Source organism: Larkinella sp. (assembly GCF_965227735.1).
GTDB lineage: Bacteria > Bacteroidota > Bacteroidia > Cytophagales > Spirosomataceae > Larkinella.
The window spans coordinates 2,603,140-2,623,667 of record NZ_OZ245776.1 but is presented as its reverse complement, the minus strand read 5'-3'; the positions used below and the strand labels follow the sequence as shown (position 1 = coordinate 2,623,667).

Genomic DNA, 20,528 nt, shown 5'->3' with positions numbered 1-20,528 from the left:
ATCCGGGCAAAAAGTACCCTATCGTTTGAACATTTTTTTAAAAAAATACGGCAGAATCGGAATCAGGCTTCCATAGAGAATTTGCGTAATGCGAATGGCCGGGCCAATGCGTTGGCGCAGTGCCTGCAACCCTTTCTGAATGAAGTTTTTGGCCGACTGGTGGTTGACGCCCATCACTTGCGCAATTTGTTCAAGAGACAGACCGGAATAAAATTTGAGGACAATGGCTTCGCGCTGGCGCTCGGGAAGCTGCTCCAGAGCCTGGTTGAGTTGCTGAATCTGCTGATCCGACAGTTGCCGGATGATCAGGGCATCTTCTACCGACAGTTCGACCTGCGCCCCGGTTTCGGGCAGGGGGTAAGCATCCCGCAGGCGGTTCAGCAGGGTCAACTGGCGGAATAGCATGTTCCGTAATGAAGCCAGCAGATAAAAAGCAACCCCGTCGGTCATGGGTTTCAGGGTGTTGCCATACCGGTGCAGGTTCAGAAACAAATCCTGAATGCAATCCTCGACCAGTTTGTCGTCGTGGGTGAACGTTCGTCCATACCGAAACAAAACCGCATAGAACCGCCGGTATAACAGTTCGAAGGCTTCCGGACGGCCCGTACGAAACAATTCCCAGAGTTCAGCGTCGGTATGTTGCATCGTCAATCGATTGACCTTCTTTTAATGCAATTTGAAAGATAAATGTGAATAAAAAAAGTGGTTTGATAACTCTTCATTCAGTCTATCAATTCTATGTAATAAATAGGCTTACCCTGCAAAAACAGAGCCAGTGTGGTGACGCTGGCTTCTGACTGCAAACTTGGGATAAATCGTTGAATTTGCAAATACTTCGATGAAGGGAATGGAAAAATACTGGCTATGCGGACGCCATAGGCTGGCTCATCCGATTCAAAAACCGTTGGAGTTGACCCCTATTCCTCCCACCTGATCCAAAACGTTCCCGGTTTTTTAGTTCCGGTCAGTAGGAAATGCCCCCCCGGCTCTTTATGTGCTGCGGGTTCTGTACAGATTACGACGTGTTTTGCGCACAGTGCCTGAACAAACCGGTTCCATTTTACCATCTCTATTAACGACCGCCCGGACGAATCGTCCGGGCTTTTTTTGTTTTGAACCGTACTTTTGGAGCAGGAATTAAATCAGATAGTCGATTTCCAGGAACTCCGCAACGTTGTTCAGCCAAAACTGCTCCACAAAGCGGACATGATCCGGATGGATATTGTACGCGTCGTATTGTTCCTGACCGGCAAACTCCATGGACAAACCAAAGTCGTACGGGTTTTTCGGGCTGATTTGTTTCAGACATTCGAACTGTTGCACCCCGGGAATCGTGACCAGCTTCCGGGCTTCGTTCAAAAAATGCTTCTCCTCTTCCGAACCAGCCGGATGTTTGAGTTTGAAGACAACGGTATGACGGATCATGTGCAGTGGGGTTCATTCATGAACCGATCAAGGTTTAGAAACGGTTTGAATATTTTTTGGGTCGCATAGCGACCGAATGTTTGTAGCTTAAAATGGCCTTATGATGTCCACTGGTCGCGTAGCGATCAAACAACGGCTCATGTTTTGTTCGGTCGCTACGCGACCAGTGCGGGATTGACCCCGTCGATTTTCTACAAACATTCAATCGCTACGCGACCAGAACGGTAAGTTGATGTTTTCAACCCCAGCTTGCTTTCTGAATGTTGTCGATGCTGATTTTGATGCTTTCCAGCGGAGGGCGTTTGCAGATGTCCTGCTCCACAAAATAATGCTTCATTCCAGCTTCTCCGGCTTTTTCAAAAATAGCGGCAAAGTCGATGGAACCTGTGCCTACTTCCGCAAATTCCTGCTCCGGTGTTTTCGCCATGTCCTTCACGTGCCAGAGCGGAAAACGACCGGGGTATTTGGCGAAATAATCAGTCGGTTTCTGACCGGTTTTCGAAATCCAGTACAAATCCATTTCCATCTGCACCGTCGTGTTTTTCAGAATCAGTTCATACGGCATCTGTCCGTCCACGCGCTCCGTAAACTCAAAATCGTGGTTGTGGTAGCCCAGCGTCAGCCCGGCTTTTTTCGCCGTTTCCTGCCCCGCCGATAGCAGATCGACCAGTTGTTTGTAGTCCTCCGGTTTGCGCTCGTCGGCGGCCAGATACGCAATGATGATGTATTCCTGACCCACAGCGGCCGCATCGTCCACCACCTGCTGCCAGTTTTTAGTCAGGCCGTCCATCGGCCCCATTTGGGTTGAACGCGCCGTCAGGGTATGGCCGCTGGGTGCCGACAAACCGTTGTCCTTCAAAATTTTAAGATACTCAGCCGGAGTTTTCCCGAAGAATTTTCCACCGCCATAGCCGAAGTTTTCCACTTCTTTATATCCCAATTTGGCCACCTCCGCCAGTACGGTTTCGATTCCCTGTTTCTGAATGTCGTCCCGGAGGGTATACAGTTGCAAGCCTATGGTTTTGGCTTTTGCCGAACAGGCGTTCAGGCCAAGCACGGTGAGCGCGCTGAGTCCTAAGGAGGTTCCGAGAAAGTTTCTGCGATTCATGTTGATTCCGATAAAATAGACGATTGGTTGAAGTATCTGGCGTAATCTTAATGTGTATTTTCAACACAATGATACCGCGTTTTGGCTTTGTGTCTATCTTATCCCTATAAATAATTTAATTTTTTCAGTATGGAGTCCAGATTGATAGGAACGCGGATTCAACGGATCGAACGGATTTACACAGATTTAATCCGTTTTGATCTGTTCAATCCGCGTTCCTATACCTTTTGTGATTACGCTAAAACCGACTTGACCACCTTTCCGGCCACATCCGTCAGCCGGAAGGGACGCCCCTGAAACTGGTAGGTCAGCTTGGAATGGTCGAAGCCGAGCAGGTGTAGAATCGTGGCCTGCAGGTCGTGGACGTGAACTTTATCTTTCACGGCATAGTAGCCAATCGGGTCGGTTTCGCCGTAACTAAAACCGCGTTTGACCCCGCCCCCCGCCATCCAGACGGTGAACGCATCGAGGTGATGATCGCGGCCCATGAACGGCAACGTCTGACCGTCACGGTTTTCCTGCATGGGGGTGCGGCCAAATTCTCCGCCCCAGACCACCAGCGTTTCGTCGAGCAAACCGCGCTGTTTCAAATCGTTCAGCAAGGCGGTTACGGCCTGATCCGAGGTCGTACATTTATCCCGCAAACCGGTTTCGATCGAACCGTCCTTGCTGGTTCCGTGCGTGTCCCAGCCCCAGTCGAAAAGCTGGACAAACCGCACACCACGCTCAATCAATCGTCTTGACAACAGACAGTTCCGGGCAAAAGACCCTTTGTTCGGGTCAACCCCGTAGGCATTCAGAATGTATTCGGGTTCGCTCTTGATGTCCATCGCATCGGGCACCGACATCTGCATCTTGAACGCCATTTCGTACTGTGAAATCCGGGTCAGAATTTCCGGATCTTTCACGTCGTCGTACTGCTGCTGGTTGATGTCGTTGATCGCTTCGATGGTTTGCTTCCGAATGTCGCGGTTCATGCCCTTCGGGTCGGAAACGTACAAAACCGGGTCGCCGTCGGTGCGGCACTGAACACCCTGGTACACCGTTGGCAGAAAACCGCTGCCCCAGACCGATTTGCCCGCATCCGGCTGTTTTCCGCCCGATGCCAGCACGATGAATCCCGGCAAGTTATCATTTTCGGAACCCAGGCCGTAGGTCACCCACGAGCCAATGCTGGGCCGCCCCAGCCGGGCCGCGCCGGTGTGCATCAGCAACTGCGCCGGGGCGTGGTTGAACTGGTCGGTGTGCATCGATTTGATGAAGGTGATCTCATCGGCCACGGTTTGCAAATGCGGCAGATAATCAGAAATCCACGCGCCCGACTGCCCGTGTTGCGCAAACTTGCCCTGCGGCCCGAGCATCTTCGGAACGCCCCGGATAAAGGCGAATTTCTTGCCCTCAAGCAACTCCTGCGGACAGTCTTTGCCGTGGTATTTCACCAGTTCGGGTTTGTAATCGAACAACTCCAGTTGCGACGGCGACCCGGCCATGTGGATGTAAATCACCCGCTTGGCTTTCGGCGAAAACTGCGACGGACGTGGCGTCATCGGCTCACCCGAAGCGGATGTCGCAGTCAGGGCAGTTTTCTCTTCCTTGCCACCGAAAAAACCGCAACTGGTCAGGGTCGACCCCAGGGCCATCGCACCCAGACCGGTGGTGCAGGTGTGCAGAAAATGCCGTCGGGTTTCGCGTTGCAAAGCCGCTTCCTGGAGTTCTTTGAGGAGTTTGTTCATCGGATTTTATTCTTTCGTAATCACTTCGTCCAGGTTCAGCATCGTATTGGCCGTCACGGTCAGAGCTGCCAGTTGGGGCGTCGCTTCCTCGCAGGACAAGAGCTGGTGAGCTTCTTCCGGATGTTGCCGATAATAGGTTTCGGTATTTCGGTACAATTTCGTCAGAACGGCCAGTTTTTTTGGTGTCAGATCCCGCAGCATGACCAGCCGAAAACCGGCCTGAATCTGTTGTTCCGGCGTTTTTCCGCGCAAAGTCATCGTCTCGGCCAGTCGCTGGGCCGATTCCACATACACCGGATCGTTGAGCGTCACCAGGGCCTGCAAGGGTGTGTTGGTGCGCAACCGCCGGAGCTGGCAGAATTCCCGGCTGGGGCTGTCGAACGTAATCATCGACGGATAGGGCGCGGTTCGTTTCCAGTACGTATACAAGGCCCGGCGATAGCGGTCTTCGCCTTCGCTCAGCTTCCAGGATTCGCCACTGTAGGGCGATTGCCAGATGCCATCGGGCTGGGGCGGCATCACACTGGGGCCGTATAACTTCTTGCTCAACAGGCCGGTAACTGCCAGTGCCTGATCGCGCACCTGCTCGGCTGCCAGCCGGACGCGGGGACCACGCGCCAGCATTTTGTTGTAAGGATCTTTCGCCAGCAACGCGGGCGAGACTTCGGAATGTTGGCGGTAGGTGGCCGAAACCACGATTTTCTTCAGTAATTTCTTGACGCTCCAGTGATCGGTTTCCATGAAATCGACGGCGAGCCAATCCAGCAGTTCGCGGTGCGTCGGCTGAATGCCCTGCGTACCAACGTCTTCGACGGTTTCCACAATACCGGTTCCGAACAACTGTTCCCAAAACCGGTTGACGGCTACCCGCGCCGTCAGCGGATGTTCGCGGCTCACCATCCATTTGGCCAGACCCAGGCGGTTTTTGGGCAACTCCTTCGCCATTGGCGGCAACGATTTCGGCACGTCGGGCTTCACCTCCTTGCCTTTCACCAGCCAGTTACCCCGCTCAAAAATGTGGGTTTTCCGGGCCAGATCGCCGGTTCCGTCCTGCATGATGGGCGTCGATTCGGGCCGGGTATTCAGAATTTCCGCCAGTTTCAGATCCATTTCGCCCAATGCCGTCGCGGGTTGATTGGGCAGTGCGGGTTGAAACGACACCCATCTGATCTGCACCCAATCTTTCGGCGTTTCCGGGCTGCTCAGCGTCAGGTAAAGATCATGGCGACCCGAAACCGCCGGAAGTGCAAAAATTATGGTCGTATCGCGGCCGGTGGGCGTCGGCGAGCTCATCAAAACCGGGCCGGTCGGGCTATCCTGGTGCAGGGTCAGAACGGCGTTTTTGGCCTTTGTTCCCCATTGCATAATCAGACGGTTTTTGCCCGTCAGGTCGATGTTTTTGATCCGCCCCGAACCGCCATCCTGCACCCCGAAAAATTTGGCATCAATTAGCGACGCATTGACGTACTGATCGAAATCGTGCGAGTTAATTTTGGGTTCGGTAATCCGGACAAACTTCATCACCTCCTGCGCCTGCCGGGGCTGTTTCACATGCCCTTTCAGCCAGCTATGGAGCGCCTGAACTTTCAGCGAATCGTCCTTTTTATAAAACCGCAGGGTCGGGGTTTCGGTCGTTACATCCTCGTCGCGGGCGTTGTTGAAAAACGCCAGGTATTTGTAATATTCTTCGTGGACAAACGGATCATAGGGGTGGGTATGGCATTGCACACAGCCAAAGGTCGTTCCCTGCCAGACATCCCAGGTCGTATTGACGCGGTCCATCACGGCGGCCACCCGAAACTCTTCGTCCTGCGTTCCGCCTTCGTCGTTGGTCATCGTGTTGCGGTGAAAACCGGTCGCAACCAGTTGATCATCCGTCGGGCTTGGCAACAAATCACCGGCTAACTGTTCGACGGTAAACTGGTCGAACGGTTTGTCCTGATTGAAGGCTTTGATGAGCCAGTCGCGGTACCGCCAGATGGTTCGTCCCGGATCACGTTCGTAGCCTTTCGTGTCGGCGTAGCGGGCCAGATCGAGCCACATGCCCGTCCAGCGTTCGCCGTAGGCCGGAGAAGCCAGCAGCCGGTCGACCACCTTTTCGTAGGCATTCGGGGACTGATCAGCCATGAAATCCGCTACCTCTTTTTCAGTCGGCGGCAAACCGGTCAGATCGAGCGAAACCCGGCGGATCAGCGTGGCTTTGTCGGCTTCGGGCGACGGTTTCAGGCCTTCCGGTTTGAGTTTTTCCAGTACAAAATGGTCGATTTCATTTTTCGCCCAGTTCAGTTCGTCGTTTTCAACGATGCCGAGTCGCGACCAGAACGTACCAATTTTCGGAACGTCCGGTTTTTCGACGGTTTGGTACGCCCAGTGATCGCCCCATTCCGCGCCCTGGTCGATCCATTTCCGCAGTAGTTCGATTTCTTCCGGTTTCAACGGGGGCGCTTCCAGCGGCATCCGTTCGTCGTGGTCGGTGAGCGTCAACCGGCGGATCAGTTCGCTGGCATCGGCATCGCCCGGCACAATGGCCAGTTTCCCGGATTTGGCGGGTGCGAGGGCTTCGTGTTTGAAGAGTAAACTATAGTTCGACGCCTTTTTGACGCCCCCGTGGCAGGCAATGCAGTTTTTATTGAGCAGCGGTTTAATCTGGGTATTAAAATCCACCTTATCCTCGAAGATTCCGAGGAACGAAGAAAGCGTAAGCGCAACCACCACGGCCAACCCGCCAACCACCAGGAGTTGAGGTTTCATAAGTAAAGGTTCAGGTTTCTGGGTTTCGACTCCTTATAAAGAGTTGAAAAAGGGAATGTGCTGAAATCTACTACAAAAATTAGAAAATTTCCGCACTTTTCCGCGTTAAAACTGGATAATAATTGGGATCCTAATAGCAAGAAGCCCGACCGGTATGTCCGATCGGGCTTCTTCAACTCCCTGCGTTTTCGATGATCGCCAAGGTTAGTTCGGCTACAGTGGAGGGAGCCTGCTGTTAATAAAGCTTCGAGATCCTTACAGGTGCCGCATAGGTAGTCCGGCTCCAGCGGAGCCTGCTGTTAATAGACTGGTAGCGATCAGATCAGGAATAAGCTCCGGAGGAGCGTTCTTTTACAGGCCGCTCTTCCGGAGCTTATCGTTATTTTACACTTATTTTCTATTAACAGGAAGCCCCTCCGGGGCAAATCCGTCATTGATTCTGATGAATTACTCGCTGCGCAAACTTTTCACCGGGTTGGTCAGGGCGGCTTTCACACTCTGGAAACACACGGTCAGGAAGGCAATAGCGATGGCCAGCAATCCCGCCAGCGCAAACACCCACCACGCCGGTTCAAGCTTGTATTCAAAATTTTGCAGCCACTGGCTCATTGCATACCAGGCAAGGGGCGAAGCCAGGACGATGGCGATGACGATCAGTTTCAAAAAGTCTTTCGACAGCAACAGCACAATGCTGGCGACCGATGCGCCCAGTACTTTGCGAACGCCAATTTCTTTGGTGCGTTGCTCAGCCGCAAAGGCCGTCAGCCCAAATAGCCCCAGACAGGCAATCAACACCGCCAGAACCGTGAAGGTCAGCAGGATTTGGCCCTGTTTCTGTTCCGCTTTGTACTGATGCGAAAAGTTTTCATCCAGAAAATGGAAATCGAGCGTGTTGGCCGGATCGAAGGTTTGGTAGACCGACCGAATGTAGGCCAGGGCTTCGGTCACTTTCGCAGGTTGAATTCGAACATAGACATTGTCTTTCTCGAAAGGAGCGGGCATCTGCAACACCAGCGGCTCGATTTTGTGCTGCAGCGAATAGGTATGAAAATCTTTGACGACACCCACCACGCGGGCTTCAGCGGTGTGCTTTTCCTGATCGATGTAATATTTCACCCGCTTGCCGACGGGCTCTTTCCAGCCGAGTTGCTTCACCAGGGTTTCGTTGACCAAAACCGCACCGAACAGGTCGCTTTTGAACGATTCGGAAAAGTTTCGTCCGCTCAATAGCTTAATTTCCAGAGTCTTGAGGTAATCTGAATCGACCGAAAACTTCTGGACAACCTGCGTACCTTCTGAAATCGCCCCGTTTTGCTCAAAGAACATCCCGTTGCCGCCGATGTTATTGTTGCCAATCGGATTACTGGCGGCCGACGCACTCTGTATCAACGGGTTCCGTAGCAGCGCTTCTTTGAGTGCCTCGACGCGCTGGCGGGTTTCGTCACTGCTGATGTGAAAGGTGAGCACCTGCTCTTTATTAAATCCTAAATCCTTGTGCATCACAAATTCCATCTGCCGGTACACGATGCCCGAGCACGCAATCAGCGCAATGGTGGCCACAAACTGAAACACGACCAGCGACTGCTTAAAAAAGTTGTTGCCCGATTGGGACCCAACCTGCCCCCGCAGAGCCGCTGTAGGCCGAAAACCCGACAGCATCAGGGCGGGATAGAGACCGCTCAACGCACCCAGAGTGAGCGAAAGGCCACCAACCACCAGGACCGTAGTCGGTCCATCGGGAATCGACAGCGACTTATCGGCTAACTGATTGAAAAAAGGCAAGGCTACGACCACCAATGCTGTACCGACCAAACCCGCCAGGAACGTCATGAGCATCGACTCCGTCAGAAATTGCCCGATGAGCTGCTGCCGAAATGAGCCGATCGCTTTCCGAACGCCCACTTCGCGGGTCCGTTTCAGGGAACGGGCCGTATATAAATTCACGTAGTTGATGCAGGCAATCAGGAGAATCAGAGCCGCCACGACCGCAAATATGGACACCGTCCGCGCGTTGCCGTTCGGGCTGATTTCGTAGTCAAGCTGCGAGTGCAGGTGAATCGACCTGAGCGGCTGGAGTTCCATGCGGTAATTCACCCCTTCCCCCAGTTCTTTTTTCAGGTATTTCTGGTAGAAACCGGGCAGCTTGGCCTCCAGTGTTTTGAAGTTGCTTCCTTCGGTCAACAGCAGATAGGTATAGAGTTCGAAACTCTGCCAGCCGCTGGTATAATTGGCTGGTAGCGAGCGCAATGCCTTGAATTGCAAGTGGGAATTGGCCGGTACATCCTCGATCACCCCCGTCACAGTATTGGGAAAACGGTTGCTGAACTCGACGACTTTTCCAACCGCTTTCCGGGCATCACCGAACAGGTTTTCGGCAACGCTCTTCGTCAGAACGATGCTTTGCGGTTTGCTCAGCGCCGAAGCCGGATCGCCGTACAGAAACGGAAACGTAAACACCTCAAATACCGTCGGGTCGCTGAAAAAGATGTTGCCGACCTCAATTTTTTTGTCGTTGAACGTAATCTGTCCACCACCTTCCGTACTGAACCGAACAGCCTTTTCAACTTCCGGGTATTCGTTCTTCAGGGCTGGTCCAAACGGCGCAGAGGTCGGGGCTAGTTTGAGGTTCCCGCCGGGCCACTGGGCATAATGAACCACCCGGACAATGCGGTCGGCCTGGGTATGAAACCGGTCGTAACTCCATTCATCCAGAACGTACAGCGCCATCAAGCCTACCGCAGCCATACCAACTCCCAGCCCGACTACATTGAGACCGCTGAACAGCTTATTTTTCCAGAAGGTCCGAATCGTGATTTTTAGGTAATTGTGTAGCATAGTTAACACCGTGTTGAAGGTTAAAGCCGGGAAATGATCACCTGGGATGGAAACGAAGTCAGGCTGTTCTGGTTCATCCAAAAGCCGTACCAAAGGACGAATACCCCTGTTTTCACTATATGCAGGGCTCTTCGGTTTGTTTATTGTCCGCAAATGGACGGTTTGGCTGACCGCAGACGGACAGGCATTCAAACTGTTACCGTACCGCCGGTTCCAGCAGCCGGATCGTTCCGGCATTGGCGTCCATTTCGGCTTCAATGCCGAGCGGAACGGTGAATTTGTGCGTAATGTGGCCGATCATGGCGCCCGAATAGGCCGGTTTTTTCAGCGGAATAATGTGATCCCGGAAAACGTCTTCCAGCGTCAGCGAACCGTAGCCTTTGCCGGGCTCGCAGTCGGTGCATTTCCCGAAAACAAAACCGCTGATCTGATCCAGAACGCCCGCCAGTTTGAGTTGCGTAATCATCCGGTCCATCCGGTAGACATCCTCGCCAATGTCTTCCAGAAACAGGAGGCTGTCTTTCCAGTCCGGCAGGTATTTTGATCCCATCATGTGGCTCAAAACCGTCAGGTTTCCGCCCACAAGTCGACCGCGGGCTTTGCCGGGGTGCAGCGTGTCGATCCGGTCTTTGACCTGCGTCAACAAATCGCCTTTGTCGTGCGGATTTTCCATCAAAACCGCCTGACCTTCCATCAGCGTCTGGCGGAAATAGTTCACTGTGAATGGATTGAACGTTGCCGACCCCACCGGGCCATGCATCGTCACCAAACCGGTTTGGGCGTAAATGCCCAGCAGCAAGGCCGTGATGTCGCTGTAGCCGACCAGAATTTTCGGATTCCGCCGGATCAGGTTGTAATCGAGCAGTGGCAACAGCCGGGCGCAACCCCAGCCGCCGTGCATGGCCATGATGGCATTCACACCCGAATCGGCAAACATCGCGTTGAGATCGGCGGCCCGGTCGGCGTCGGTACCGGCGAGGTAGCCGTAGCGGTCGAAAACGTGTTTGGCGATGACGGTTTTGAATCCCAGCGCCTGCAATGATTCCATCGCGACCTGCACCGTTTCGTGCGTGAAAGCCGGAGCCGCCGGGCCTACCAGCGCCACCGTGTCGCCCGGTTTGAGCCGGGGTGGTTTGATCACCGAAAGCGGTGGACGAAAAGCCGGGATGGCCGCAGCAGCGGTGAGCGTTTGCAAAAAGTTTCGGCGGGAAAACGACATGGGACGGAAACGAGTAGTAAGAATTGCGGTAAAAAGAGTAACAAGATAAAACAGAATACAACGCGATTCCTTAATTTAGATCGCATTCGGCATTTTTAAAAAATTTTAAAATATTTTTATTGGTGTTACGAATAAGTATACCGAATTTTGCCGCACCGCACGAACCACAATCTACCATTCGTTATGATTTCTGAACCTTCCATTGTCGAAAATGCGTCGGGTCGTAAACCGGGTGAGCCGGTGCAATCGGCCATCACGTACGAAAAAATTCCGACGCACATCTACGCCGATGCGAAAGATGCGTCCCGCGCCGTCGCCCACGAAATTGCGGATCTGATCCGCGCCAAACAGCAACAGGGCAAATTGTGTGTGCTGGGTCTGGCCACCGGTTCTTCTCCCAAAACCGTGTACGCCGAACTCATCCGGCAACACCGCGAAGAAGGCCTGAGTTTCCATAACGTGGTGACTTTCAACCTGGACGAATATTATCCGATGGAGCCCGATTCGCTGCAAAGCTACGTGCGGTTCATGAAGGAGCAGTTGTTCGACCACGTCGATATTCCGGAGGGCAATTATCACATTCCCGACGGAACCGTTCCGGTCAACAAAGTGGCCGAATTCAGCCGGTCGTACGAAGAAAAAATGCAATCGTACGGTGGACTGGATTTTCAACTGCTCGGCATCGGGGGCAATGGTCACATCGGTTTTAACGAACCGGGTTCGCTGATCAATTCACACACCCGCCTGATGATGCTCGATCACTCGACGCGGGCGGCTGCGGCCATGGATTTCGGAAGTCTGGTACGAACCCCGAAAAAGGCCATCACGATGGGTGTTGCTGCCATTCTAAGTGCCCGGCGGGTGGTTCTGCTGGCCTGGGGTGAACGCAAAGCGCCGGTGATCCGGGCCGCTCTGGAAGGTACCGTTACCGAATCCATTCCGGCTTCGTACCTCCAAACCCACCCCAACGCGCTGTTCGTGATCGATCAGGCGGCAGCGTCGGACCTGACCCGGATGCAAACGCCCTGGCTCGTCGATACGGTCGAGTGGGACAACAGCATGGTTAAAAAGGCCGTGACGTACCTGTCACGCTCGCTGAAAAAACCGGTGCTGAAACTGACCAACAAAGATTACAACGACAACGGGATGAGCGATTTGCTGGCGCAGGTAGGCCAGGCATACGATCTGAACATCGACGTTTTCAATCAACTGCAACATACGATTACGGGCTGGCCGGGTGGCAAACCCAATGCCGACGACACGAAGCGCCCCGAACGCGCGCTGCCCGCCAGCAAACGCTGCCTGATTTTCAGCCCGCACCCCGACGACGACATCATTTCGATGGGAGGAACCTTCCAGCGCCTGGTCGATCAGGGCCACGAGGTACACGTGGGGTATCAGACGTCCGGCAACATTGCCGTGGCCGATGATGAAGCCCTGCGGTTTGCGGATTATGTGGTAGACTTTAACGAGAAATTCGGAATCGACAGCCCCGAAGCAACCCAGATTTTCCGCGATGCGGCCGAGTTCCTGCGCGCCAAGAAAGACAGTGAAATGGACTCGATGGAAGTGCGGTATATCAAAGGATTGATCCGGAAAGGTGAAGCCAAATCGACCTGCCGGTTTGTCGGGATTCCGGTTGAAAACGCCCACTTCCTGAACATGCCGTTCTACGAAACCGGTAAGGTGGAGAAGAGTGCGCTGAGCGAAGCCGACATTCAGGTGGTGATGGACGTCATTAAACAGATAAAACCGCACCAGATTTATGCCGCCGGTGACCTCGCCGATCCGCACGGAACCCACAAAGTTTGCCTGGACGCCATCATGGAAGCCGTTCGCCGGTTGAAAAATGAAGACTTCATGCAGGATTGCTGGGTGTGGCTCTACCGCGGTGCCTGGGCCGAGTGGGATATCCACGAAATCGAAATGGCGGTTCCGATGTCGCCCGATCAGGTGATGCGCAAACGGCTCGGTATTTTCAAACACCAGTCGCAGAAAGACGGCGTGGTCTATCAGGGGTCCGATTCGCGGGAGTTCTGGCAACGCGCCGAAGAACGCAACCGGGCCACGGCCGGCTTGTATAACCAGCTCGGTCTGGCCGAATACGAAGCGATGGAAGCCTTTGTCCGCTGGAACTACTAACGTACTCACCAACTTCTTTCGACAAGCCCCAGCCCCACCCGGCCGGGGCTTTTTTTGGACCCTGCCGCCGGTTGAATCGTTTTAAGGCCGGCAAGCGCCGGGATTCGGGCGCGCGGCTTTGAATCCGTCGTACGGGTGTCTATTTTTGCCACACGCGGGGCTGTCACCCGTTCAATCCTTACCAACTTGACTTTAACCGACCGCGCCTTCTGGCTCAATTACTGGGAATCAAAAGAGGGGCTCATTTTCCAGATTCCGAACAAATACCCGTTTCTGCCCCTGATCCGGCAACTGGTGGCGGCTCACCCCATCCAGTCGGTGCTGGAACTGGGCGGTTTTCCGGGTTATTATTCGGTCTGGATGAAAAAGCACCTGAACACCGACGCCACGCTGCTCGACTACGTTGTTCATCCGAAAATTCTGCATGAACTGGAAAAAGCGAACGGGTTGCCGGAACATTCCGTCGGGGTGATCGAAACCGATCTGTTTCAGTATTCACCCCAACGCGGTTTCGATATGGTGACCTCGAACGGCCTCATCGAACACTTCGACGATACGGCGGTTATTCTCGAAAAACACGTCGAATCGCTGAATCCGGGCGGTTTGTTGCTCGTGACCCTGCCCAACTTCCGGGGGCTAAACGGCTGGTTTCAGAAGACCTTCGATCCGGAAAACTACGCCAAACACAACATCCGGTCGATGGATCTGGAGTTGCTGCGAACCACCAGCGAACGGCTGGGTCTGAAAAATATCAAGGTCTATTACGACGGGCGGTTTATGCTCTGGTTTGAGCGAGAATCCGAAAAACCGCTGCTGGGTCGCCTGCTCCGAAAGGTCCTGTGGCTTCCACTGAAAGTGTTTTTCAAACTGGTTCCGGTCGAAACCAAAGCCTTTTCGCCCTACATCGTTCTGACGGCTACCAAATGAAGGTTCTGCACCTGAGTACGTTTCATCAGTTTGGCGGGGCGGCCATTGCGGCCAATCGCATCAATCAGGCGCTGAACCGGGCCGGTTTTTCGTCCGATATGCTGGTGGCCAACACGTCGGTGGCCGAACCGTTTGTGACATCGCTCGCCCAAACGCCCTGGCAAAAACGCCGGAACACCGCCCGGTTTGCGCTCGACCGCCTGACCTTTATGCCCTTCGAACGCAGCCGCGACCTGCGGTTTGCCTTTTCGCCTGCGCTGATCGGCACCGACATCAGCCAGCATCCGCTCGTCCAACAGGCTGACATTCTGCATCTTCACTGGACTTCGTTTGGTTTTCTGTCAACCAGGTCGCTGAGCAAGCTGTTTGCGTTGCAAAAACCGGTCGTCTGGACGATGCACGACATGTGGGCTTTCACAGGCGGCTGCCACCACAGCGGCAACTGCGAGGGCTACCAGCACCACTGCGGCAACTGCCCGTTCCTGCGCACTGCTGCGCCCGACGACCTCTCCCACAGCGGCTGGCTCCGCAAGCAAACGGCGTATCAAAACGCCCGGTTGACGCCCGTAGGGTGCAGCCAGTGGCTGGCCAACCGGGCGCGGCAAAGCAGTTTGTTTGGTAAATTAGGGGTTCAATCGATCCCGAATCCACTGGATACCCAGGTGTTCGTTCCGGTTCCGAAAGCCGTTGCCCGGTGGGAATTGAAACTGCCGGATCACAAACGGTTTATTCTTTTTGCCGCTACGAAAGTATCGGCGGTGGGCAAAGGCTTTTCGTATTTCCAGAAAGCCCTGGGGTTGTTGCGGCAGCAACTGGCGCAGCCCGACGATGTGGAACTGCTGATTTTTGGAGCGGGCGACGAAAGTGTGTTGCAGGAATTACCGTTCCGCTACCACTTTCTCGGTTCGCTGAAAAGTGTGCAGCAGATCGTCACGGCCTACAGTGCCGCCGATCTGTTCGTCATTCCGTCGCTGGAAGAAAATCTGCCCAACACCATCATGGAGTCGATGGCCTGCGGAACGCCCGTGGTCGGTTTTGAGGTGGGCGGTATTCCCGAAATGGTTCAGCATCAGCAGACGGGTTATCTGGTCAACTACCGCTCGGTGGAGGATCTGGCCAACGGCATTCAGTGGGTGCTGGAACAATCCGAAACCGCTTTTCAGCAACTGTCGGCAAACGCCCGAAACCATGTGGTCACGCATTACGACGAAACCGTGGTGGCTCAGAAGTATATTCGCCTGTACGAACAAAAAATTGCCCCTAAATCCCCTAAAGGGAACTTGGACGCATCTGATTCCGGATCTGAAAGTCCCCTTTAGGGGATTTAGGGGCAATTAAAAAATCGCCAAATCGCTTTTCTTCCGGCACAACACCGCAAACGCGCTCGGTTTGATTTTTCGCAGAGCGGGAACGGATTTCAGGATTTGGGTTTTCAGCCAGATGGCCCAGAAAGCCAATGTGTTGGGAGCCGAATGGCGAATGGCGGCCGTGTCGTAGAAAACGCTGTGCTCGGCCAGAATTTCGAACCCTTCGGATTTGAGCAGAAACTTGAACAGCGAGGGCGTGAAAATATTGATGTGACCGTACGACAGGAAGTGATCGGTTTTTTTGTCGACAAAAAAGCTGAAGTCGATCGGTACTTCAAAAAACTGGTACTCCGAAACCCGGGCAATTTCACGCAACAACAGCCGGGGGTGTTCCACGTGTTCGATGACGTGTGAGCAGGTCGCCAGCGGGAATTCTTTCGGGCCATACGGTATTTTGTAGCCATCGAATAGCTGCACGTTCTGCAACGACGACAGACCCCGCTCCCGGATTCGGCTGGCCCCACTTTCCGAGATTTCGAGGGAATACATGGCCGGCGAAAACCGGTTCTGGTCGAGTTGCTGCAAAACCGCCCCATCGCCGGAACCCACGTCGAGCATCTTCGGAAAGTTATAGGATTGGCACAGACGGCGAATGGTTTCGGCTTTCATCCGGGCGCCCATATTCCGCCAGGTGCGGTCAGAATCAGCGTATTGCGATCGGTATGCGTCCTGAAGTGCCGATGAGGTTGTTGAATTCGTTTCCATTCAGCCGTTGGTTAGCACGTAAAATTACCGTTTTTTTGTGAATTGCCGCGATCACTCTATGCCCTTACTTTCCATCATCACCATCACCTACAACGCCGAACGCTTTCTGGAGCGCACCATTCAGAGCCTGTTGGCCAACCAGCCGGGCGCCGAGGTGGAGTACCTGATCATCGACGGTAATTCCAAAGACGGGACGCTGGACATCGTGCGGCAGTACGAAAAATACATCACCCACTGGATTTCGGAACCCGATCGCGGGTTGTACGACGCCATGAACAAAGGCCAGCAACGGGCCACGGGCGACTATGTCTGGTTTATGAATGCCGGTGATGAACTCCACGACGAAACGGTATTGCCGAAGCTTCTGAACCAGATTCGGAACAATCCCGCCGATGTTTATTACAGCGACGCCCTGTTTGTGGACGACCACGGCAAAGCCCTGGGGCTACGAAGCCAGGTTACGCCCCACGTCCTGCCCCGCCATCTGAACTGGCGCGACATGGCCCTGGGGATGAAAGTCTGTCATCAGGCGTTTATTGCCCGCCGAAAGCTGGCTCCGCCCTTTCTGGTCGACAACCTCAGCGCGGATGTCGATTGGGAAATTCGCTGTCTGAAAACCGCTCAGAAAGTTGTTATGCTCGATTTTGTCTTGTGTAAATATCTGGTGGGCGGTTTGTCGGTTCAGCGGCACCGGCAGTCGCTCCGGGATCGGTTCACCGTGCTGGCCGATCATTTCGGCGTGGCAACGGCCTTGTGGAACCACGTCCGGATTGTGGTCCGGGCGGTGCGGTTTCGGTTTTTAAGCTAAAAAGGATTCGTGACTGGTTTGTGGGTGCGATACAAAGTGACACTACAGGGCGGCAGGCTGATTGGCTGGCCCGGTTCGGCCTGAGCGGGCAACAGGGCGGTTTCTGAAGCGACCACTTCCTGCCACTTAGGGTCTTTCGAGTCCAGAATCTTGTCCCAGGACGATGCCCAGGTGGGTAGTGCATACGAAACCGTTTCATCGGACAGATTAAACAGGCTGAGGATATGCGATTGGCCGTCGGCGGTTTGACGATTCAGAACAAAACCGGATTGGCCCAAAACCGTGACGCGGAGGTCATTTTTGGCGACGTTCTGCAACACCGGCTCAGTCCGGCGCAATTCGATCAGTGTCCGGTGCCATTCGAGCATTATCCCATATTTGCCTTCTTTGCGCTTTTCCCACTGCAGGATGGAGTCAGTAAAAGTCGCTTTATCGAAGGGGTCTTTCGGGTCGTCGGTCCAGCCAAAAGAAGCAAACTCATCCCGGCGGCCTTCCTGCACCGCCCGGATTAGCGTTTCTTCGGAGTGGTCGACAAAATAATAGAAGGGCGCATCTTCGGCGTATTCTTCCCCCATAAACAACAATGGCACATAAGGCGACAGCAACACAGCGGCCGCGGCCACTTTTTGTCGCTCGAAATCAACCAGAACCGACAGCCGTTCGCCCCCCACGCGGTTGCCGACCTGATCGTGGTTCAGGTTAAATACCACAAACTGGTCGCCCGGCAGACCTGCCGACGAAGCGCCGAACTTTCGTTTTCGGAAAGAAGCATATTCCCCGCTAACCACAAAACCGTCGGTATAGGCTTTGGCCAGTTGCTCCATCTGGCCGAAATCGCCGTACCGATCTTTGCCTTCTTTATGGATCAAAACGTATAGTGCGTGGTGAAAATCGTCGAGCCACTGGGCATCGAAACCGAAACCGCCCATCTCGGGTGATTTGATGACGCGCGGGTCGTTCAGGTCCGATTCGGCCACCAGGTGCAACGAACGTCCCAAGCGTTTTTCCAGTATCTTGACTTCGTGATGAACCTGTTCCCAGATGTGGAAAGCGCCCATGTCGAACACGGCATGAATGGCATCGAAGCGAAGCCCGTCGAGGTGGTAATGCTCAAACCAGTGAAGCGGATTGTTGGCGAAATAATCCCGCACACCATCCGACCATTCGTCGTCGAAATTGATGGCGTCGCCCCAGGGCGTGTGGTATTTGGCATTGAAATAAGGTCCAAACTGGCTGAAATAATTGCCTTCGGGGCCCATGTGGTTGTAGACCACGTCCAGAAAAACCGCCATGCCGCGGGCGTGGCAGGCATCCACCAGCTTTTTCAGCCCGTCCGGACCGCCGTAAGAATTCTGAACCGAGTATAGGTAAACGCCGTCGTAGCCCCAGTTGCGGGTGCCGGGAAACTGGCCGACAGGCAGGATTTCCAGCGCGTTAATGCCGGTTTCCATCAACGCATCGAGCCGGGGAATGATGGCTTCGAACGTGCCTTCGGGCGTAAACGTGCCGACGTGCAGTTCATACAGAATCAGATCGCAGAAGGGGAGGCCCCGCCAATTCTGATCCTGCCAGGCATGGGCAGCATGGTCGACCACCGCCGAGGGGCCGTGGACGCCTTCGGGCTGGAAATGGGAGGCCGGATCGGAGTAGGCTTTTCCGCCGTCCGGTTTGAAAAAATACCGCGTACCTGGCTGAACATCTGTTACTTCCACGCAAAAATACCCCCATTCCACGCGTTGCATGGGGATTTGGCGTTCGGCAGGATCGAGAAGCAGGAGCGTCATGGATTCTTTCTCCGGCGCCCAAACGGTAAACATACAGGAACCGTTACCGGTATAATTTGCACCAATGGTTTTCATAATCGTTTAGTCAAGTCGAATGATCATTCCTTCGTCACCGCTGAGGGTGATGGTTTCGCTTACCGTATTTCCTTCCCGTTCGCGGGAAGTAGCCAGCGCAATAACGCCTTTCAGCGAAGGATCTGTCGGTTTAAAATAAGCCGGTCGGTGGCTCAGGTTCAGCACCACCAAAAACCGGGGATGCCCGTTTGCCTGCCGAATGTAGGCCATCAGATTGGTGTCGGCATACACCGGCGCGTAATCGCCCACCCTGAGCGAAGGCTCCCGTTGCCGCAACGCCAGCAGGCGTTTGTGCAGCGAAAGCATCGAATCGGGGTCTTCGTTTTGCACCTGCACGTTTTGGCGGGCATGGTTTCCGGCCAGCCGGAGCCAGGGTTTTCCGGTGGTAAAACCGGCATTGGGCTGCCAATCCCACTGCATGGGCGTTCGGGCGGGGTCGCGGCTCAGGTTTTTGTCCGGCATGTTCAGCCCCTGCGGGTCCTGCACTTCTTCCAGCGGAATGGGAACATCCCGCATTCCAATTTCGTCGCCGTAATAGAGCGTGGGAGTGCCGCGCAGGGTCAGCAGCAGCAGGGCCGCCACCCGCGCCTGATCGCGGCCGACCCGGCTCGTAATCCGGGGCTGGTCGTGGTTGCCCAGCACCCAGTTGGGCCAGCCGCCCGCCGGTAGCAGCCCTTCGTACTGATCGATGGCCGTGGCAATCTGGCGGGCGTTCCAGGGGAGTTGCAGCAGCAGGAAATTGAAGGGGAGATGCGCGCCTTTGCCGTCGGTTCCGTAGTAGGTCATCAGCCGGTGAATGGGGAGATAAATCTCGCCGATCATCATGCGTTCGGGATACCGATCAAGGACTTCCCGCATTTTCAAAACCAAGTCGTGCACATCGGGCTGGTCGGTGGAGAAAACCGGTAAAAGCTGCTCATAGGTTGCCAGGTGCGGCTGGTAGTCCGGATTCGGCGGGTTGTTGCGAAACAGATCGTCCTTGATCATATGCCACATCACATCTACCCGAAAACCGTCGACGCCTTTGTCGAGCCAGAACCGCATGACGTCGAACATCGCCTGCTGCACTTCCGGATTCCGCCAGTTCAGATCGGGTTGTTCTTTCAGAAATGCGTGGTAATAATACTGTTGTGTGGTTTCGTCCCATTCCCAGCCGCTGCCGCCAAACACGCTGAGCCAGTTGTTGGGAACGGAGCCGTCGGGGAGGGCATCCCGCCAGAGGTACCAGTCACGCTTTGGGCTGGTGCGCGACGACCGGGATTCCAGAAACCAGGGGTGCTGGTCGGAGGTATGATTGGGAACCAGATCCAGAATCAATTTGAGACCCCGCTGGTGTACTTCCGTCAGCAGGGTGTCGAAGTCGGCCAGGGTGCCAAACAAAGGGTGAATATTTTGATAATCAGCAATGTCGTAGCCGAAGTCGGCCATCGGTGACGGATAAATCGGCGAAAGCCAGACGGCGGTGATACCCAGTTCTTTCAGGTAGTCCAGGCGTTTGAGAATGCCCGGCAGGTCGCCGATGCCGTCGCCGTTGCTATCCTGAAAGGAGCGGGGGTAAATCTGGTAAATGACGCCTTCCTGCCACCACAGAGGTTTCGTTTGCTGTTCTTCCATAAGTGTCCGGGGTACGGGATGATTCTGCACGCCGG

Annotated in this window: 14 protein-coding genes; 4 read left to right on the top strand and 10 right to left on the bottom strand. The window is 54.4% G+C overall.

Features of this window, described 5'->3' with window-relative positions; genetic code table 11:
- Positions 1-18 precede the first annotated feature (18 nt).
- The 7 genes from ACO064_RS10160 to ACO064_RS10130 all read right to left on the bottom strand — a co-directional run bounded on the left by ACO064_RS10160 (position 19) and on the right by ACO064_RS10130 (position 11,071).
- Entirely contained in the window at positions 19-645 is a 627-nt protein-coding gene (locus ACO064_RS10160; RefSeq protein ID WP_421827266.1) for an RNA polymerase sigma factor, read from the bottom strand.
- Between the two features lie 492 nt (positions 646-1,137).
- Entirely contained in the window at positions 1,138-1,425 is a 288-nt protein-coding gene (locus tag ACO064_RS10155) for a Dabb family protein (RefSeq protein ID WP_421827265.1), read from the bottom strand.
- A 238-nt stretch (positions 1,426-1,663) separates the two neighbouring features.
- A complete protein-coding gene (locus tag ACO064_RS10150) occupies positions 1,664-2,533 on the bottom strand; it encodes a sugar phosphate isomerase/epimerase family protein (protein WP_421827264.1) in 870 nt (289 codons plus the stop codon).
- A 233-nt stretch (positions 2,534-2,766) separates the two neighbouring features.
- The gene (locus ACO064_RS10145) at positions 2,767-4,266 is read right to left on the bottom strand and encodes a DUF1501 domain-containing protein (protein WP_421827263.1); all 1,500 of its coding nucleotides are present in this window, start codon (positions 4,264-4,266) and stop codon (positions 2,767-2,769) included.
- Between the two features lie 6 nt (positions 4,267-4,272).
- Positions 4,273-7,017, bottom strand: a complete 2,745-nt coding sequence (locus ACO064_RS10140) for a DUF1553 domain-containing protein (protein WP_421827262.1) — start codon at positions 7,015-7,017, stop codon at positions 4,273-4,275.
- Positions 7,018-7,464: 447 nt separating this feature from the next.
- Complete coding sequence (locus tag ACO064_RS10135; RefSeq protein WP_421827261.1) at positions 7,465-9,852, bottom strand: ABC transporter permease; 2,388 nt, start codon at positions 9,850-9,852, stop codon at positions 7,465-7,467.
- Between the two features lie 196 nt (positions 9,853-10,048).
- Positions 10,049-11,071 carry a S66 peptidase family protein gene (locus tag ACO064_RS10130; RefSeq protein WP_421827260.1) on the bottom strand — a complete coding sequence of 341 codons (1,023 nt, stop codon included), beginning with the start codon at positions 11,069-11,071 and terminating at the stop codon, positions 10,049-10,051.
- Positions 11,072-11,254: 183 nt separating this feature from the next.
- Here ACO064_RS10130 and nagB point away from each other — a divergent pair, with 183 nt between their 5' ends.
- The 3 genes from nagB to ACO064_RS10115 all read left to right on the top strand — a co-directional run bounded on the left by nagB (position 11,255) and on the right by ACO064_RS10115 (position 15,459).
- Positions 11,255-13,213, top strand: coding sequence for a glucosamine-6-phosphate deaminase (gene nagB, locus ACO064_RS10125; protein WP_421827259.1), 1,959 nt, complete (start codon positions 11,255-11,257; stop codon positions 13,211-13,213).
- 186 nt (positions 13,214-13,399) lie between these two features.
- Positions 13,400-14,140 carry a class I SAM-dependent methyltransferase gene (locus tag ACO064_RS10120; RefSeq protein ID WP_421827258.1) on the top strand — a complete coding sequence of 247 codons (741 nt, stop codon included), beginning with the start codon at positions 13,400-13,402 and terminating at the stop codon, positions 14,138-14,140.
- Positions 14,137-15,459, top strand: coding sequence for a glycosyltransferase family 4 protein (locus ACO064_RS10115; RefSeq protein ID WP_421827257.1), 1,323 nt, complete (start codon positions 14,137-14,139; stop codon positions 15,457-15,459). The genes ACO064_RS10120 and ACO064_RS10115 overlap by 4 nt, the downstream gene beginning before the upstream one ends.
- Positions 15,460-15,474: 15 nt before the next feature.
- Here ACO064_RS10115 and ACO064_RS10110 read toward each other — a convergent pair whose 3' ends face one another.
- Positions 15,475-16,212 carry a class I SAM-dependent methyltransferase gene (locus ACO064_RS10110; RefSeq protein WP_421827256.1) on the bottom strand — a complete coding sequence of 246 codons (738 nt, stop codon included), beginning with the start codon at positions 16,210-16,212 and terminating at the stop codon, positions 15,475-15,477.
- 58 nt (positions 16,213-16,270) lie between these two features.
- Between ACO064_RS10110 and ACO064_RS10105 the strand changes: the two genes are divergently transcribed.
- Positions 16,271-17,020, top strand: a complete 750-nt coding sequence (locus ACO064_RS10105; protein ID WP_421827255.1) for a glycosyltransferase family 2 protein — start codon at positions 16,271-16,273, stop codon at positions 17,018-17,020.
- On the opposite strand, the gene treZ is transcribed toward ACO064_RS10105, so the two are convergent.
- Positions 17,017-18,879 (bottom strand): malto-oligosyltrehalose trehalohydrolase, encoded by a 1,863-nt coding sequence (gene treZ / locus ACO064_RS10100; RefSeq protein ID WP_421827254.1) that lies wholly within the window; start codon positions 18,877-18,879, stop codon positions 17,017-17,019. The two genes, ACO064_RS10105 and treZ, sit on opposite strands and share 4 nt — an antisense overlap.
- Before the next feature lie 6 nt (positions 18,880-18,885).
- Positions 18,886-20,493, bottom strand: a complete 1,608-nt coding sequence (locus ACO064_RS10095) for an alpha-amylase family glycosyl hydrolase (protein WP_421827253.1) — start codon at positions 20,491-20,493, stop codon at positions 18,886-18,888.
- Positions 20,494-20,528 lie beyond the last annotated feature (35 nt).

Bases quoted from the DNA above. Each gene is read 5' to 3' on its own strand.
- ACO064_RS10160 (WP_421827266.1), bottom strand. From the start codon at position 645: ATGCAACATACCGACGCTGAACTCTGGGAATTGTTTCGTACGGGCCGT.
- ACO064_RS10155 (WP_421827265.1), bottom strand. From the start codon at position 1,425: ATGATCCGTCATACCGTTGTCTTCAAACTCAAACATCCGGCTGGTTCG.
- ACO064_RS10150 (WP_421827264.1), bottom strand. From the start codon at position 2,533: ATGAATCGCAGAAACTTTCTCGGAACCTCCTTAGGACTCAGCGCGCTC.
- ACO064_RS10145 (WP_421827263.1), bottom strand. From the start codon at position 4,266: ATGAACAAACTCCTCAAAGAACTCCAGGAAGCGGCTTTGCAACGCGAA.
- ACO064_RS10140 (WP_421827262.1), bottom strand. From the start codon at position 7,017: ATGAAACCTCAACTCCTGGTGGTTGGCGGGTTGGCCGTGGTGGTTGCG.
- ACO064_RS10135 (WP_421827261.1), bottom strand. From the start codon at position 9,852: ATGCTACACAATTACCTAAAAATCACGATTCGGACCTTCTGGAAAAAT.
- ACO064_RS10130 (WP_421827260.1), bottom strand. From the start codon at position 11,071: ATGTCGTTTTCCCGCCGAAACTTTTTGCAAACGCTCACCGCTGCTGCG.
- nagB (WP_421827259.1), top strand. From the start codon at position 11,255: ATGATTTCTGAACCTTCCATTGTCGAAAATGCGTCGGGTCGTAAACCG.
- ACO064_RS10115 (WP_421827257.1), top strand. From the start codon at position 14,137: ATGAAGGTTCTGCACCTGAGTACGTTTCATCAGTTTGGCGGGGCGGCC.
- ACO064_RS10110 (WP_421827256.1), bottom strand. From the start codon at position 16,212: ATGGAAACGAATTCAACAACCTCATCGGCACTTCAGGACGCATACCGA.
- ACO064_RS10105 (WP_421827255.1), top strand. From the start codon at position 16,271: ATGCCCTTACTTTCCATCATCACCATCACCTACAACGCCGAACGCTTT.
- treZ (WP_421827254.1), bottom strand. From the start codon at position 18,879: ATGAAAACCATTGGTGCAAATTATACCGGTAACGGTTCCTGTATGTTT.
- ACO064_RS10095 (WP_421827253.1), bottom strand. From the start codon at position 20,493: ATGGAAGAACAGCAAACGAAACCTCTGTGGTGGCAGGAAGGCGTCATT.